The organism is Edaphobacillus lindanitolerans (assembly GCF_900156305.1).
In the GTDB taxonomy this organism is placed as follows: domain Bacteria; phylum Bacillota; class Bacilli; order Bacillales_A; family Planococcaceae; genus Bhargavaea; species Bhargavaea lindanitolerans.
In genome coordinates, this window is record NZ_FTPL01000002.1 from 485,283 (window position 1) to 501,822 (window position 16,540).

The following is a 16,540-nucleotide window of genomic DNA, read 5'->3' on the forward strand; positions in this document are numbered from 1 at the left end:
ACTGAACATTACCCGCTTCCGGCCGGATCAAGCCAGCCGGACACGGTCGTTACGGGAGACCGCGTTTTATTGTTATGATGAAGAGGCAGAAATCTTCGTTTGAAGGAGCGTGTCCCATGCCATCGGACAACCAGGGAATCATCCGCATCATCAACGCGACTGAAAACAACTTGAAACATGTATCGGTCGATCTCCCCAAAAAGAAAATCACCGTGTTCACCGGAGTGTCTGGATCCGGAAAATCTTCGCTCTGCCACGATACGATTGCGGCCGAGTCAAGACGCGAGCTGAACGAGACGTTTCCGAGCTTTGTCCAGCAGTACTTGCCGAAATACGGACGCCCCCATGTAAGCAGGATCGAGAACCTACCGGTCACGATCGTCCTTGACCAAAAGAAGCCCGCGTCCAATTCCAGGTCGACGGTCGGAACGTATACCGACATCTATGCCCTTCTCCGGCTTCTTTATTCCCGTGTGGGCCGGCCTTTCATCGGCTACTCCGACGCGTTCTCCTTCAATCATCCGTCCGGCATGTGCCCGCGGTGCGAAGGGATCGGCGAAGTGACCGACCTCGATGTCCATAAGCTCGTCGACTTCGATAAATCTCTCAACGATGAGGGCGTCATCAACTTCCCGGCCTTCAAGACGGGCGCCTGGCGCTGGAAGCGGTATGCATACAGCGGTCTGTTCGATCTCGACAAGAAGATCCGCGACTACTCCCCCGAAGAACTGGATCTCTTCCTGTACTCGCCGCAGATCAAGCTGGAGAATCCGCCTGAAAACTGGCCGAAATCCGCGAAGTTCGAAGGGATCGTCCCGAGGATGTACCGGAGCGTCATCACCCAGAAGGAAGGCAAGCGGCACCAGAAGCTGCTCGACGAGATGGTCTCGACATACCCATGTCCGGAATGCCATGGCACCCGGGTGAACGAGAAAGTCCGGAGCTGCAAGATCAACGGGCAAAGCATCGCGGATCTGGCAGAAATGCCGGTCGCGGAAGCCACGGCATTCATCAGGGGAATCGACGATCCCGTCGCACGGGATCTGAAAAATGAACTGACGCTCCGTCTTTCGGCGCTTGATGAAATCGGGCTCGGGTATTTGACGCTCGCCCGCGGCATCAACACGCTGTCGGGCGGTGAAGCGCAACGCACGAAAATCGCCAAGTACATCAACTCGGCACTTGCCGACATCGTGTATGTGTTTGACGAGCCGAGCGCGGGACTCCATTACGCGGACATCGAGCGCCTGAAACGGTCCCTCCTGAAATTGCGGGATCACGGCAATACGATCCTCATCGTCGAACACCATCCGGAAGTGATCCGGCTTGCCGATCATGTCATCGACATGGGCCCGCATGCGGGAACGGACGGCGGCGAAGTGATGTACACCGGAAGCTACGAAGGTCTGATTGATTCGGGCACGCTCACCGGAAAATCACTGAGCCGGATCATCCCGGTCAAATCGGAGCCGAGAAAGCCCGCCGATTGGTTCCGGCTCGCCCACGCAACACGCCATAATCTGCAAGACGTGACGGTCGATCTCCCGCTCGGCGTGCTCGCAGTCATTGCCGGCGCGGCAGGCTCCGGAAAAAGCTCACTGATGGAGCAGTTCCGGCTCGAATGGAACGGACCGGTCGTCTCGATCGGCCAGAAATCGATCGGCACGACTTCCCGTTCCACGCCGGCCACCTATCTCGATCTGTCCGATGACATCCGTTCACTGTTCGCCAGGGAAAACGGTGTGAGCGCCGCACTGTTCAGCTTCAATTCCAAAGGCGCCTGCCCGGCATGCAACGGGAAGGGCGTCATCGTCACCGGCATGCACTTCATGGACCCGATTGAGACCGTCTGCGAAGTGTGCGATGGCAGCCGCTACGCACCGGACGTCCTGCGGTACCGGCTGGGGGGCAAGACGATTGCCGAAGTGATGGGCATGTCGGTCGATGAGGCCGCCGTGTTTTTCTCAGATCAGCCGTTCATCGGACGGCTGTCCGCGATGCAGCGGGTCGGGCTCGGTTACCTCAAACTGAACCAGTCGATGACCACCCTGTCCGGCGGCGAACTGCAGCGCGTGAAGCTCGCCAGCCACCTGAACGAGAAAGGCACCCTCTTCATCATGGACGAGCCGACGGAAGGCCTGCATCCGGACGACATCCGGAAACTGATGGACCTGTTCAACCATCTTGTCGACGAAGGGAACAGCCTGTTTCTCATTGAGCACCGGCTCGACGTCATCAAACAGGCCGACTGGATCATTGAGCTCGGACCCGGCGGCGGCACGGCCGGGGGCCGCATCCTGTTCGAAGGCACCCCCGGGGAAATGCAGACGAGCGACGAGTCGATCACACGGCCTTACGTTGAGCAAAGCCTGCACGGGCCTCATTGACCAGCGGCCGTGGAGGTCCTGGGGAAGTCGGTCGGCACGAGGCCTGGAAACCGGTTCGACCGACTCCCGGATGGCTCCCCGGCGATCATAGCCGGTCCGGATATGAATCAAGACAAACAATAAGGGGGATCTTTATGGAGCTGATCCTGATCACCGGCCCGCAGGCCGTAGGGAAAATGACGGTCGGACGGGAACTGGAAAAGCTGAGGGATGCCAGACTGCTCTTCAATCACGCGACACTCGACCTGTTCGCCAACTTCCTCGGCTATTCGAAAGAGGCATTCCGGCTGTCCGATGAGACAAGGAAAAACCTGTTCCGGGCCTTCGTCCAAAATCCCGGCGTCAATGTGACGAGCGGCATCATCCTCACCGTCGTCGTGGCATACAACCAGGAAGGCGACCACCGGTTTCTGCAGGAAGTGAGCGATATTTTCACTTCAGCGGGCGGCGACGTCTTCATCATTGAACTGGAGGCCGACCTTAGCACCCGGCTGGAGCGGAACGTGATGGAAGACCGCCTTGCGGCAAAGCCGTCCAAACGTGATCTGGAATTCTCACGGAACGAGCTGCTGAGGAGCCTGGACAAACACCGTCTGCAATCCCTTCCCGGAGAGGTGGAACGGACGGTGCCGGCTGCAGGATACCTCAGACTGGACAATTCGGGGATCAGCGCATGTGAAGCTGCCACGGCAATCCATCAGTTCATCGAAGACCGAAAAAACTCCCGGCCATGACCTGGCCCGGGAGTTTTTCATCTATTTACATCAGTCCGACCGCATGTCCGTCGCGATCGATGTCCATATTCATCGCAGCCGGTTTTTTCGGCAGGCCCGGCATCGTCATGATGTCGCCCGTCAGGCAGACGATGAAACCGGCACCGAGCTTCGGAATCAGCTCCCGGACCGTGATCTTGAATCCTTCCGGACGGCCCAGGATCCCCGGGTCGTCCGTCAGCGAATATTGTGTCTTGGCCATGCAGACCGGCAGGATGTCCCAGCCGCGTTTTTCGATGTCCTGCAGCTGCTTGAGGGCCTTGTCCGTGAACAGAACGCCGTCGCCTCCGTACACTTTCCGGACAATCGAGTTGACTTTCTGCTCGAATGTATCAAATTCGTCGTACAGCTGATGGAATGCATTGCCTTCCCGGATCTTCCCGAGAACGAGACGCGCCACGTCCTCTCCGCCTTTTCCGCCTTCTGCCCATACATCGGCAACGGCGGCGGATACTTCGTTTTCGCGGCACCAGTCAAGAACAACCGAAAGTTCTTCCTGTGTGTCGGCCGTGAACCGGTTCAGTGCGATGACCGGCTCGATCCCGAATGCCCGGATCGTGTCAATGTGGCGCGAGAGGTTCGGCAGGCCCCGCTCCACCGCTTCTTTGTCGGGGGTGGAGAGATCGGCTTTCGCCGCCCCGCCGTGCATCTTGAGCGCTCTGACGGTGGCGACGATGACGGCCGCATCCGGCCTGAAATCCCCCTGGCGCGCTTTGATGTTCATGAACTTTTCCGCACCGAGGTCGGCGCCGAAGCCCGCTTCGGTCACGACGATATCCGCGAGCTTCTTTGCAGTCTTCGTGGCGATCAGCGAGTTGCAGCCGTGCGCGATGTTGGCGAACGGCCCGCCATGGATCAGGGCGGGTGTCCCGCCGATTGTCTGGACGAGGTTCGGCTTGAACGCGTCGCGGAGCAGCAGCGTGAGCGCCCCTTCCGCGCCGAGATCCCTGACGGTGACCGGCTCCCGGGTGAATGTGTAGCCGATCACGATCCGCGACAGCCGCTCCTTCAGGTCATCCAGCGACTTTGCCAAACAGAAGATCGCCATGATTTCCGAAGCGACGGTGATGTCAAAACCGTCTTCCCTCGGAATGCCGCCGGACGGACCGCCGAGGCCGACCGTCACCCGCCGGAGCGCCCGGTCGTTCATGTCCAGCACGCGCTTCCATGTGATCCTCCTCTGGTCGATTCCGAGCAGGTTGCCCTGGTGCAGATGGTTGTCAATCAGCGCAGACAGCGCATTGTTCGCTGTCGTGATTGCATGAAGATCCCCGGTGAAATGGAGATTGATCTCCTCCATCGGCAGGACCTGCGAATAACCGCCGCCGGCTGCTCCGCCCTTCAAGCCCATGACCGGGCCGAGGGACGGTTCGCGGAGTGCCACCATCGTCTTTTCACCCAGCCGGGAGAAAGCATCGGCGAGGCCGACGGTTACCGTCGATTTCCCTTCACCGGCCGGTGTCGGGCTGATCGCCGTGACGAGAACGACTTTCCCGTCTTCTTCCTTCTGCGGAAGCCGGCTGATGTCAATTTTCCCTTTGTACCGTCCGTACGGTTCGAGTGCGTCTTCCGGAATTCCTGCTTTTTCGGCGATCTCGCCGATCGGTTTCATTGCTGCGTTGCGTGCAATTTCCAGGTCAGTCAACGGTGTCTCGGTCGTCTTCATTGCCCATTCCCCCTCGGATGTCTTCCTTTCATCCTCTTTAGTATAACGGTTTTGCCCGATTCATCCTTCCGGCCGGTCTGACAATTCGGTGGCATGTGTTCGGGACGTGGCATCCAATAGACCGATCAGTACTATTTTGAAAGGATGAGTGCCATCGAAATGCCCGTAACGATCGTCAGCCATCCGATCCGGCTTTCCCGGCCGAAAGTCGATGTCGTCTACCCCCAGGTCACCGGTCTGGCCAATCCGTCCGCACAGACGCGGATCAACCGGACGATCATCACGACACTCACGGAACTCATGAAGGAACTGGGATACGGGAATGATAACCTGGTGGAAATGAGCGGCTATTATGAGATGAAGACGAACGAGCGCGGCATCCTCAGCCTGCTGCTCGTCGTTTATTCCTTCACCGGCGGCGCACACGGATTGACACTGGCCAAGGGGCTGACATTCGACGTCCATACCGGTCGGATGTTCCGTCTGAAGGATCTATTTGCGCCGGGCACCGACTACACGGCATTGCTGTCAGCCAAGGTGGAAGAATTGATCAAGGAGTGGAATCTTGACCTTCTGGAACCGTTCAAAGGAATTTCTCCGGAGCAGGATTTCTACATCGCCGACCATTCTCTGACGCTCTTCTTCCAGCTGTATGAAATCACCGCCTATGTATACGGCTTCCCTTACTTCCCGATTCCGCTCAGGTCACTGGAATCCATAATCGGCGATGACAGTCCGGTCGAAAAACTGATTGCATTTTAGCCTTCGGTCAAAAGGCTTTCCTGTACCACTCAGCGGCAGCCCGGATTTCTGTATGGGTCAGTGAATGACCGTGATTTTCCCAGTGCAGATGGACGTCCGCGCCTGCGCCTTCCAGCAGAGCGGTCAATTCCTCCGCCTCGCTTCTCGGGCAGATCGGATCGTTCGTCCCCGCTCCGATGAATACAGGCACCCCGTTCTGGCCGGGCAGCTCCACACCGCGGAGCGGGACCATCGGATGATGAAGGATTGCCCCTTTCAATGATTGCTCATATTGGAACAACAGGTTTGCGGCGATGTTGGCACCGTTTGAATAACCGACCGCGATGACCTCGTTTCGGTCAAATCCGTAATTTTCTGCGGCTTCGCCGATAAACCTGTTCAGGTCTTCCGTCCGTTTCAGGAGATCCTCTTCATCGAAAACCCCTTCAGCCAGCCTCCGGAAAAATCGGGGCATTCCGTTTTCCAGCACTTCTCCCCTTACGCTCAGCACGGCCGCTTCCGGGTCAATGAAATCAGCGATCGGCAGCAGATCCTGCTCGGTCCCGCCCGTTCCGTGAAGGAGCAGGAGCACCGGTTTGCCTTCCGCTTTTGCCGGTTTGAAAATATGCTTCATCGATAAGACCTCCCATTATAATCTTGAATTCAAGACTATTATTGCACAGATCCGAACTTTATACACGCAAATCGTTCCTCGGAGTTTCCGGCAGTCTTCACTTAAATAATTTCAAAAAAGTTGTTTTTAAATGTTTACCATAAAAAACCCCGGGTATTCTATCTGTACAAGGCGGAACACCGCGGGACGATCCGGAAGCTTGTTTTAGCCGGATGCGGATTGCGGGGATATGCACAGCCTTGGCGGAAAATTTGCTTCACTGACAACCCGCATGATCGTCAGGACAATGTCCGCTCAAATCGGACCGTCAGGAACCGACTAGAGCCAATTCATCAAAGGATGATGCGTTTATGGACACCAGGAGGACAAAAGAAGACGGATCGGTATAGTGGATCCGTCGAGCAGAGGATGACCGGAGAAATTCCGGACAAACGAAGCAATGGACTCAGGGGATGGTAGAAGATGGACACCAGGAGGACACAAGAAAACGAATTGGGATAGTCGTTTTCTCGCAATGAACGACCGGAGTGATCCGGAAAGTCGATGCAAGGACTCAGGAGATGGTGCCAATGGAAACCAGGAGGACGGCCGATCAAGGTCATTGTCGGCAGTAAGTTTTTTGTAGAAGTGCACTTGAACGCCTGACTGCAGAGCGGTGGTCATTGCGATGACACCTCAGCCGGAAAGGCAAAACGGCAGTTTAGGCCGTGCAGCTGAAGATGAGATTGCGGAAGCAGGATCGTCAGATGCAGTGAATCAAAGCGAATTTTCCGTGTGCATGAAGCCGCCCGATCAACTGATCGGGCGGCTTCTATTTTTCGTGATTCAGCGTTGTCCCAGGAATGTCGACGGCATGACGACGGCGACCACTTCCCCTTTGGCGCACACTTCCCCGCCGGCCTCCACGTCAATCAGGACTTTGAACTTCTTCGGATGGATTTCCTCCACGGTGCCGACCGCCTTCAATTGCTTGCCATGCGGCGTCGGCTTCAAAAAATCGACATGCAGCGAAGCCGTCACAAATCTTGGCGGATCCTCGCCGTCTCCCGGTTCATGTCCATTTTTCCTGTGAAGGGCCAACGCTGCAGACCCTGTGCCCGTGCAGTCGATGAGCGACGCAATGACACCGCCGTATACAAATCCGGGCAGCGCGAGCTCATCCGCAGCCGGATCATAATAGGTAACCGTCTGATCCCCTTCCCATCCGGTGCGAAAATGATGACCCTTTGCGTTCTGACGTCCGCAGCCGTAGCACCAGGCGAAATCGTCCGGATACTCATCTTGGATGGCACGTCCCACTTCCACTTGCATAGTTCCCCCTCCTGTTCAATTTCCGTATATCGTTCCCATTCGACATCTTCGCTGTATTTCCTTTTTATTCTTTTCATTCACGGAATAAAGTCTGGCCGGTCCATAGTGGAATCCAAGGACAACCCTTCATTGCCCAATTGGTCGATTTCCGCTGCCGGGGTCCTTGAACGACTGTTTTCTCTGCAGGTTAAGAAAGAAGGGCTGTATGTTAAGAATGACGGCTCCTAAGTTAAGAAAGACAGTCTCTATGTTAAGAAAGACGCGTTCTAAGTTAAGAGAGGCACCCAATGATCATGCGGCAGATGAAAACATAGCCAGAAGACGGGGCCTCGTTACTAATACCAAAAAACGAGAATGCGACCCGATGACCGGGCCGCAATCTCACCTTCGTTTAGGATATTAAGTTATGTGGTCAGAATTTGAGATATGGACGTCCGATTTTCGATATGGAACCCGATATTGAGATATGGACTCCCGATTTACAGTATGGAACTCTTATTTGAAATATGGACGCTTAATTAACAGTATGGAGTCCCAATTTGAACTATGGACGCCTGATTTACAGTATGGAACTCATATTTGAAATAAGGACGCCCAATTTACAATATGGAGCCCCAATTTGAGATATGGACCCCCGATTTACAGTATGGAACTCAAATTTGAGATATGGACGCTCAATTTACAATATGGAACCCCAATTTGAGATATGGACGCCCAATATACGATATGGAGCCCCGATTTGAAATATGGAGTTCCCATTTACAATATGGAATACATATTGGCAATACGGACCCCCAATTTACGATATCGCGACTACAATTGATGATGTCGACAACAAAACGGAGCCCATATCCAAGATACGGGCTCCATCTTTACGCATTTCACTGTTCGCTCCCCACGACCCGGATGCGGTCCATGACAAAGCGGCTTGTCGGAAGGGTCGGCATCCGGACCATGTTGATCGTCAGGTCCTGTTCGGGCACTTCATACTGAAGCGAGTTGGCCAGATAACGGACGCTCTCTTCGATGATGGTGACGGTGACCGGCTCTCCCGGGCACCGGTGGCCGTGGTTCGGGTCGCCCCCGCCCTGCGGGATGAAGTTGAACCGGTCGTCGACAAATCCGTTGAACCGGTCGGGGTTGAACTCTTCGGGTTTGTCCCACAGCCGCGGGTCGCGGTTCACGCCGTGGAAGTCCATGAGCACCGCGTCCCCTTCATTGAATGCATAGCCATTCCATTCAAAGTCCTTCTTCACAATGGCGCCGAGGAACGGAGTGAACGGATAAAATCGTCTCACTTCATTGGCGAAGTTATTCAGTTCCTTCTGGGTGTTCAATTTGTCTTTCCATTCAGGGAAATCATGCAGTGCCAGCGCAGCAAAAGCGACGAACCGGGCGACCGCCACTGCCGGCCGGATCACATTGAGCAGTTCGATTGCCGCCATGTGGAGATCCAGCCGTTCGCCGGACTCTTCATGGAACGCCATCACATGGGCGGCCGAGCCTTCTTCCGTCTGAAGGCGGCCTTCACGGATGGCGAGTATGACGTCCTCCACCCATTCTTCCGTCCGTACCCTTGCGTCTTCCCCGACTCTGTAGCGTTTTCCGACACCGCCTGCCGCATCGATCATCGCGCCGATATCATACGCACGGCCCCATGATTCCACATCCGTGAGCGGCACGCCCGTCCACCGGCAGATCCCGCGCAAGATGAGTTCTTCGGATTCATCGTACAGGACGGCTTTTCCTTTCCGTTCCATCTCACGGCCTTTGCGCTTCCACTCTTCCTCCATGATCGTCCGGAACAGCCCGAGCCGCTCTTCCGTCATGAGCGACATGAACATCGCTTTGCGGATCCTGTGCTTCTCGCCGTCCTTCGTCTGCACCCCGCCGACGCCGAACAACGTCTTCTGGATGCGGATCGGCAGTGCGCCTGATCTTTTGAATTTCGTTTCATCATAAAACAGTTCGGCCGCATCCCTGCCCGTCATGACGATCATTTTCTTGCCGAGCAGCCGGGTTTCGAACACGTCCGTGTCTTTTTCGCTCATCCGCTTCCCGATGTAATTGTATCCTTCGGTCAACAGATTGAACGTATGGTCAATTCCCCGTTCCTTTGGCATTTCCTTTGTCATGATTGCATCTCATCCTTCACTTATTTTCTCCTTCCCTTATTCCCTGTTTGAGCCCGGGTTAACATATTGAAAACTTCTTCTTTCAGAAAGTTGTCTATTGGCTTTCAATAAGCTGCAAATTATAATACAATTAGTTCGATATTCGTAACATTAAGGGGGAAATCATATGTCCGCAATTCCACGTTCAGAAGTAAAACTGGAAGAAACATGGAACCTCGAAGACCTGTTCAAAACCGAAGCCGATTACGATGCCCGCATCAAGGAGATTGAGAGTGATGCCTCGGCGTTCGCCGAAAAGTTTGAGGGCAAGGTGACGGATGCAGCCGCTGCCCTTGAAGCGCTGAAAGACTATGAAAAACTGTATGAGAAAATCATTCCTGCCGGCACATGGGTCAGCCTCATGCAGAGCGAAGACCAGACGAACAGCGATTCGCAGATGCGCGCGGCGAAATTCGGTTCCGTGATGGCAAAAACGGGCGCGAAACTCAGCTTCTTTGAGAGCGAACTTTCCCAGCTCCCCGAAGAGGAACTAAAATCCGCGATGGATCAATCCGATGAGTTCCGCATTTACCTGAAGGATGTGCTCCGGTTCAAGCCGCACAAGCTCCATCCGGAAGTGGAAAAGACGCTGGCTGCCTACCAGTCGACGCTTGATGCGCCATATGATCTGTACAACGTCACGAAGCTTGTCGATATCCAATTCCCCGACTTCAAAGCGGACGGCGAGTCCTTCCCGAACAGCTATAACCTGTTCGAAGGCGAATGGGAGACGGATCCGGACACGGAAAAACGGCGTGCCGCATTCAAGTCGTTCTATGAAAAACTGGCCGACTATCAGCACACAACGGCCAAGACATATGACATGCATCTTCAGATCGAAAAGACGGACGCCGATCTGCGCGGATTCAAGGATGTGTTCGAATCCCTGCTGTTCAACCAGGAAGTGGACCGCGAACTGTATGACCGGCAGATTGACTTGATCATGTCGGAGCTTGCCCCGCATATGCGCAAATACGCGAAGCTTCTCCAGAAAGTGCACGGCATGGACCGGATGACGTTCGCGGACCTGAAAGTCCCGCTCGACCCGTCCTATGAGCCGAAAATCACGATCGAGGAATCGAAAAAATACATCTTCGATGCACTGTCCGTCATGGGCGACGATTACTCGGAGATGCTGAAGCGTTCATACGATGAGCGCTGGACCGACTTCGCCCAGAACAAGGGCAAATCGACCGGTGCATTCTGCTCCAGCCCGTACGGCGTCCACCCGTACATCCTCATCTCGTGGACCGGCAGCATGGAAGACGTATTCGTCCTTGCGCATGAACTCGGCCATGCCGGGCATTTCTACAACGCCCATAACTATCAGGGGATCTTCAATGCGCGCCCTTCGCTCTACTTCATCGAAGCCCCGTCGACGATGAATGAAATGCTCATGGCGAACCATCTTCTTCAGAGCACGGACGATCCTCGCTTCAAGCGCTGGGTGATCGCGTCCATCGTGGCCCGTACGTACTACCACAACTTTGTCACTCACCTGCTCGAAGCCGCCTACCAGCGGAAAGTGTACGAGCGCATCGATGCCGGCGAAAGTGTCAATGCGGGCGTCCTCAACAGCCTGAAGCGCGGCGTCCTCGAAGAATTCTGGGGCGAGGGCGTGACGATCGAGGAAGGCGCCGAACTGACATGGATGCGCCAGCCGCACTATTACATGGGCCTTTATCCGTACACGTACAGCGCGGGACTCACCATCTCCACGCAGGTGTCGAAGCGCATCCTCGAAGAAGGAGAACCGGCTGTCCAGGACTGGCTCAAAGTACTCCGTGCGGGCGGCACGAAAACACCAGTCGAGCTCGCAAAAATGGCAGGCGTCGACATTACGACCGACCAGCCGCTCAAAGACACGATTTCCTACATCGGCGGCCTGATCGACGAACTCGAAAAACTGACCGAAGAAATCGAATCGGCTGAAGTCAAATAAGTTGAAAGATGTCCGGTACGGATAAAACCCGCCGGACGTCATAGAAAAGCAAGGGTTGCTGCCCCTTCGGGAAACAGCGCAGTCCTTGCTTTTTTCTGCGCTCATGGAAAGACCCGGCTGCTCTGTTTTTGATTAGCAGGCCGATATAAGGTATAATAACTGTTTGTGGCTTGCCTCATTATTTGGGGCGAAGCGGGCTGGGAGAGGGATAATTAAATAGTAGGTCTGTATCATGTTCAACAAACACTTTTTTGATCTGAAGGGACACGGCACGACAGTGCGCCGGGAAGTGATGGCGGGACTCATCGGGTTCTTCACGATCCTGTACATCATCGCGGTCAATTCCTTCATCCTGTCGGAGTCGGGCATGCCGCTTGACGGAGCTGTCGTGGCGACGGTCGTCACGTCATTCGCAGGGTGCCTCCTCATGGGGCTATGGGCGAATGCGCCGATCCTGCTCGTCCCCGGCATGGGGATCAACGCGATGTTCACGTACACGCTCGTCGGCTCGATGGGTCTGAGCTGGCAGGAAGCACTCGGGCTCGTCTTCGTAGCCGGGCTGCTGTTCGTAGTCGTCGCCTTCACCAGACTTGCAGGCGTCCTGTCACGGGCGATTCCCCAGTCACTGAAGGAAGCGATCACCGTGGGACTCGGTCTCTTCCTGATCTTCATCGGGCTTGAGAAAGGCGGCCTGATCAAGCGAGGATCCAATTCGATCATCGAGCTCGGCAATCTGGCCGACCCGACAGTCATCGCCACCGTGCTGACGTTCCTCGTGGCGGTCATCCTGTTCCTTCGCAATGTCAGCGGCCACTTCCTGTGGAGCATCCTTGCCGGAACCGGGCTGGCCGCACTTCTCGGCATCCTTCCGGGAAAGACAGAAGCGGCACCGTCGATTTCTTCATACGGGGATGTGTTCAGCGCATTCTCGTTTGACGGTCTAGGCTCCGCCGCTTTCCTGATCGGCACTTTCTCTCTGACGATGGTGATCGTCTTTGAGAACATCGGTCTTGTCCAGGCCCATCTGGATACGGCGGGCCGCCCGGAAAAGTTCCGGAAGGCGTTCCAGGCAAATGCCGTCTCCGCGATGCTGTCCGGGCTGTTCGGTTCAAGCCCGACCGTTTCCACTGCCGAAACCGGCGCGGCGATTGCCGCAGGCGGGCGGACCGGGCTGACGGCGATCGTCACGGGCGTTCTGTTCCTTGCATCGCTGCTGTTCCTTCCGTTCATCCATCTGATTCCGGACAATGCCATTGCGCCCATCCTCCTCATCATTGGAGGGCTCATGGTGCAGAACATCCGGAACATCGACCTTGGCGACCTGACAGAAGCGTTTCCCGCGATTTTCCTCATCGCGATGATTCCGTTCACGCAGAGCATTGCGGACGGAATCGCCGTCGGGTTCATCCTCTATCCGCTGCTGAAACTGGCGGACGGGAAAGCGAAAGAAGTGGCCAAGCCGCTTTATGTCATCGCCTTTCTGTTCCTTTTGAATTTTGTCGTGGGAATAGCCTGATTCAAACATATAAAACGGCGCCTCCGGTTTTTCCGGAGGTGCCGTTTTTTTATGATCAGATCGTTTTTTCAACCGGCTCTTTCTTCAATGCCGGAATGCCCGCAGCGGGCTTCTGCTTGCGTACCGGCTTTTCAACCTCCGGTTCCTTGCCGAGCATATAATAGTCGGTCTCCTCTTTGCTGAGGGACAAATAGGACTTTTTCATGAATGCATAGAACACGATTCCCGCCAGCGCCCATGCGCCGAGCAGAAGATAAGACGGCAGGGTGAGTGATGCGGGAGAGGCCGGGACGAGCAGCAGCACGAGGAACCCGGCACTCGAGATCATGCCGATCCCCGCCAGCACCCGCTTGAGCGTTGAACTCTCCTGGCCTTCCCGCTTTTTCCGGGCAAGGATTTTATACGCTGCAAAGCAGGCGAAGAAATAGCCGATCGATACACCCGTGGAACTCATGTCCACGATCCACGAAAGAGCCGGGCGGCCGAGCCACATGGCCGGGAGCGTGATGAGCGTGACAAACCAGATTCCCCAGACCGGCACACCGCTTCCCTTCGCCGTTTTCCGGAATATTGCAGGAAGGGCCCGCGCCCGTGCCATCGAAAACAGCAGGCGGCTCGATGACATATAAAATCCGTTCAGTCCGGTGAAGATCCCCATGACGATGGCTACTGCCATAATGAAGAGACCGGTTTTCCCGAGTGCCGAAGACACGATGGCCCCTGTTGCCCAAAGCTCTCCGCCGGTGCCTGCATTGCCCGGGAATGTCCAGGCGGTCAGGCCGATCATGACGGCATAAATCATGAATGATGTGAACAGGGAAGCCACGATCAGGAATGTCGCCTTCCGCGGGGAAAAGCTGAACTCTTCCGCAGCCTGCGGAACATTGTCAAAGCCGACATACGCCCATGGTGCGATGGCGAGGATGAGAAGGACCGACATGATCGGCGATGCCTTCCCGCTGAACATCGGACCCATATTGGCGATCGGCTCATCCGCGATGCCGAATGTCACAGCCCCGAGGATAAAGACGCCGGTCACGAGAAGGATGCTGAACCAGAACTGGAGTCTGCCCGAAACACTGGTCCCGGTGGAATTCAAAAAGGCAAACGCAATAAGAAGGACGGAAGCGATGACGACTTCCGGCATGTAAATGTCCCATCCGGCAACAGAATACAGATAGCCTTGCTTCATGAAGCCCGGCATCAGGTATTTCAGCAGCAGCGTGAATGCCGACGCATTCAGCGCCACGATTGAAATGTAGCCGAGTGACAGGAACCAGCCGCACAGGAACGCCCATGTTTTTCCGGCTGCAAGATACGCATAAGTGAATCCCCCGCCTGATACCGGGTGTTCTTTGATCATGACTCCATAGCTGGAGGCGATGACCATCATGATGAGTGCCCCGAAGAACAGTCCGAGCATGGCACCTGCCGGACCGGCATCGCGGATCCAGTCACCCGGAAGGATGAAAGCGCCCCAGCCGACCGAAGAACCGAGAGCGATGGCGAATACCCAGGAAGGCTTTAATGATTTCTCCAGCTTCCGCCTTCGGGGTTTCGTGCCTTTGTCTGTCGTAGTCTTGGTTTCTCTCATAGTTGCTCACTCCCTTGTTGACTCTCTTCTTTCCCTGTGGAGAAAAAAAAGAAACCAAGAGGGTTCGTCCATTACCCTGTCAGGAACAAAAGCAAGGACGCCGGCCGCTCTCCCGCAGGAGTCTCCGGTGTCCTTGCATTTTTTGAACGGGCCTTTCAGTTCTTCACTGGCAGGCCTTCCATTATAGGGTTAGAGGCGATCCGCCCTGACGGACATCGCATCCGCCATGAACTGTGCAAAGCCTTCCCCGTACCGGTCCATGTTTTTTGTGAACCGGTCATCCTGTACATACAACTGCCCCAGGCCGCGGAAGGCTTCCGGTGAATACGTGTGCCCCATCCCGTTCAGGAATTCATGCCATTCGCCGATTGCCTGTTGCACCTCCTCGGAATCCGGTTTCCGATCTCTGAGGGAAGCAAGTTTCTTGAACAGGCCATCCATTTGCCGGCCGAGATCCTCCCTGCCATCGGGACCGATCGCCGCCATTTTTTCATTGGCGCGGTCGACGGGTTCATCTCCCCATTTTTGCCGGGCTTCTTCCTCATACGGGTTTTTACTGAAATCAAAACCTTCAAATTTCTCTTGCTGACTCATCTCTGATTCTCCTTCCATGTTTTTGATGGTCTTGCCGATCGTGACAATCATCCGGTCCAGCCTGCTTCTCTTTTCGATCAAGGCCTTTTCCTGCAGGCCGAGTGCCTCCCGCCGGTCATACGACGGACTGTCGAGGATCTCCCCGATCTTGCGCAGCGGGAAGCCGAGTTCCCGGAAAAACAGGATCTGCTGCAGCCGGTCCAGGTCCTCTTCGTCATAAAGCCTGTATCCTGCATCTGAAACGGTACGGGGCGTCAGAAGTCCGATCCGGTCATAATGATGGAGCGTCCGGACACTGATCCCCGCAAGGTCTGCCACTTCCTTTACTTTTCTGTGCACGATGCACCTCCAATCCCTGATGAATTCAGTATAGAGCCTGACGCAACGTCAGGGTCAACAGGAAAAACAAAAAAATCCGGACGCCTCATCCGCCCGGATTTTTATCGACCGATTCATAGACATCCGCAAATTTGTTCCCAAATTCGGCCCGGATATATTTCAGTTCCTCCTCTGTGGTCAGGAGCCGCTTCGCCTTCCCGATCGTTCCTCCCTGAAGCTTCCAGACGGCATTGTGGGCTTTCACCGATTCCGAAAAGTCGCCGGCCTTCCACTTTTCCAAAATCCCGAGGTACGTATCTTTGTGCTCGTAATCACCCGCCACGGCCTGAGCATGCATTTCATCGATCCGGTTCTGCGTGATCTGCAGGGCCCCCCACTTCTGCTTGGCCAGGATTTTCTGATGCGCCATCTGATGGATATCCTGCATGAGCCGCTCCTCGGAAGGCGGACGCTCATACAGAGGCGGTTCCCCGTCGCCCTCCGGCACCGGCAAGGTGGACGCTTCCTGAACGTTCACCGAGCCTGATGAGATCATATAGACATATCCGCCGGCCAGGATGGCAAACAACACAATCGGGATCACGATCAGCCATCGTCTGCTCCTCGTTCTCAACTGCCACACATCCTCCCGCTTTTCTTCCCATCCCTCGCCCGCACTCTTTTACACGATCCAATCTGTCTTACCTATATTTGTCGTTGGCGCCGCAAATCCTTCTTCCTGCTCTCAAAAGCTGACCGTGCACCCGCATATTCTTCTGTGGTGCTTAAGCTAAGCAGCTAGGAATCAAGTCTTCCCCACCTTGTTATCTCAACCAGTTCCAATCAAATGCGTGAAGCAGACGCCGTTAAAGGCGTCTTTTTTATATTTT

At 55.3% G+C, this 16,540-nt stretch carries 12 protein-coding genes; 5 read left to right on the forward strand and 7 right to left on the reverse strand.

The features are described 5' to 3' along the window. Positions 1–116 precede the first annotated feature (116 nt). Both B0B07_RS08505 and B0B07_RS08510 read left to right on the forward strand, forming a co-directional pair. Entirely contained in the window at positions 117–2,387 is a 2,271-nt protein-coding gene (locus tag B0B07_RS08505; protein WP_076758078.1) for an ATP-binding cassette domain-containing protein, read from the forward strand. A 134-nt stretch (positions 2,388–2,521) separates the two neighbouring features. Continuing rightward, on the forward strand, positions 2,522–3,121 hold the full coding sequence (locus tag B0B07_RS08510; RefSeq protein ID WP_076758080.1) for an AAA family ATPase: 600 nt from the start codon (positions 2,522–2,524) through the stop codon (positions 3,119–3,121). A 25-nt stretch (positions 3,122–3,146) separates the two neighbouring features. Here B0B07_RS08510 and B0B07_RS08515 read toward each other — a convergent pair whose 3' ends face one another. Continuing rightward, entirely contained in the window at positions 3,147–4,826 is a 1,680-nt protein-coding gene (locus B0B07_RS08515) for a formate--tetrahydrofolate ligase (RefSeq protein ID WP_076758082.1), read from the reverse strand. A gap of 159 nt (positions 4,827–4,985) precedes the next feature. Between B0B07_RS08515 and B0B07_RS08520 the strand changes: the two genes are divergently transcribed. Beyond that, positions 4,986–5,588, forward strand: coding sequence for a DUF3298 and DUF4163 domain-containing protein (locus B0B07_RS08520; RefSeq protein ID WP_234982309.1), 603 nt, complete (start codon positions 4,986–4,988; stop codon positions 5,586–5,588). Positions 5,589–5,595: 7 nt separating this feature from the next. Here B0B07_RS08520 and B0B07_RS08525 read toward each other — a convergent pair whose 3' ends face one another. From B0B07_RS08525 to B0B07_RS08535, 3 genes are all read right to left on the reverse strand, one after another. Next, a complete protein-coding gene (locus B0B07_RS08525; protein WP_076758086.1) occupies positions 5,596–6,201 on the reverse strand; it encodes an alpha/beta hydrolase in 606 nt (201 codons plus the stop codon). An 825-nt stretch (positions 6,202–7,026) separates the two neighbouring features. Further along, on the reverse strand, positions 7,027–7,512 hold the full coding sequence (locus B0B07_RS08530; protein ID WP_076758088.1) for a PaaI family thioesterase: 486 nt from the start codon (positions 7,510–7,512) through the stop codon (positions 7,027–7,029). An 881-nt stretch (positions 7,513–8,393) separates the two neighbouring features. Then, positions 8,394–9,647, reverse strand: a complete 1,254-nt coding sequence (locus B0B07_RS08535; RefSeq protein WP_076758090.1) for a cytochrome P450 — start codon at positions 9,645–9,647, stop codon at positions 8,394–8,396. 166 nt (positions 9,648–9,813) lie between these two features. Here B0B07_RS08535 and pepF point away from each other — a divergent pair, with 166 nt between their 5' ends. After that, on the forward strand, positions 9,814–11,628 hold the full coding sequence (gene pepF / locus B0B07_RS08540; protein WP_076758091.1) for an oligoendopeptidase F: 1,815 nt from the start codon (positions 9,814–9,816) through the stop codon (positions 11,626–11,628). Positions 11,629–11,860: 232 nt separating this feature from the next. Beyond that, on the forward strand, positions 11,861–13,144 hold the full coding sequence (locus tag B0B07_RS08545) for an NCS2 family permease (protein ID WP_076758093.1): 1,284 nt from the start codon (positions 11,861–11,863) through the stop codon (positions 13,142–13,144). 55 nt (positions 13,145–13,199) lie between these two features. Here the strand turns inward: B0B07_RS08545 and B0B07_RS08550 are convergent, their stop codons facing one another. From B0B07_RS08550 to B0B07_RS08560, 3 genes are all read right to left on the reverse strand, one after another. Continuing rightward, complete coding sequence (locus B0B07_RS08550; RefSeq protein ID WP_084186624.1) at positions 13,200–14,738, reverse strand: APC family permease; 1,539 nt, start codon at positions 14,736–14,738, stop codon at positions 13,200–13,202. A gap of 189 nt (positions 14,739–14,927) precedes the next feature. Beyond that, positions 14,928–15,671 carry a MerR family transcriptional regulator gene (locus tag B0B07_RS08555; RefSeq protein WP_076758095.1) on the reverse strand — a complete coding sequence of 248 codons (744 nt, stop codon included), beginning with the start codon at positions 15,669–15,671 and terminating at the stop codon, positions 14,928–14,930. Between the two features lie 85 nt (positions 15,672–15,756). Further along, entirely contained in the window at positions 15,757–16,284 is a 528-nt protein-coding gene (locus tag B0B07_RS08560) for a DUF6241 domain-containing protein (RefSeq protein ID WP_076758096.1), read from the reverse strand. Positions 16,285–16,540: the final 256 nt, after the last annotated feature.

What these genes read in the sequence shown, in the direction of transcription:
- pepF (WP_076758091.1), top strand. Translation starts at nt 9,814, where the DNA reads ATGTCCGCAATTCCACGTTCAGAAGTAAAACTGGAAGAAACATGGAAC.
- B0B07_RS08530 (WP_076758088.1), bottom strand. Translation starts at nt 7,512, where the DNA reads ATGCAAGTGGAAGTGGGACGTGCCATCCAAGATGAGTATCCGGACGAT.
- B0B07_RS08510 (WP_076758080.1), top strand. Translation starts at nt 2,522, where the DNA reads ATGGAGCTGATCCTGATCACCGGCCCGCAGGCCGTAGGGAAAATGACG.
- B0B07_RS08515 (WP_076758082.1), bottom strand. Translation starts at nt 4,826, where the DNA reads ATGAAGACGACCGAGACACCGTTGACTGACCTGGAAATTGCACGCAAC.
- B0B07_RS08545 (WP_076758093.1), top strand. Translation starts at nt 11,861, where the DNA reads ATGTTCAACAAACACTTTTTTGATCTGAAGGGACACGGCACGACAGTG.
- B0B07_RS08505 (WP_076758078.1), top strand. Translation starts at nt 117, where the DNA reads ATGCCATCGGACAACCAGGGAATCATCCGCATCATCAACGCGACTGAA.
- B0B07_RS08535 (WP_076758090.1), bottom strand. Translation starts at nt 9,647, where the DNA reads ATGACAAAGGAAATGCCAAAGGAACGGGGAATTGACCATACGTTCAAT.
- B0B07_RS08520 (WP_234982309.1), top strand. Translation starts at nt 4,986, where the DNA reads ATGCCCGTAACGATCGTCAGCCATCCGATCCGGCTTTCCCGGCCGAAA.
- B0B07_RS08525 (WP_076758086.1), bottom strand. Translation starts at nt 6,201, where the DNA reads ATGAAGCATATTTTCAAACCGGCAAAAGCGGAAGGCAAACCGGTGCTC.
- B0B07_RS08550 (WP_084186624.1), bottom strand. Translation starts at nt 14,738, where the DNA reads ATGAGAGAAACCAAGACTACGACAGACAAAGGCACGAAACCCCGAAGG.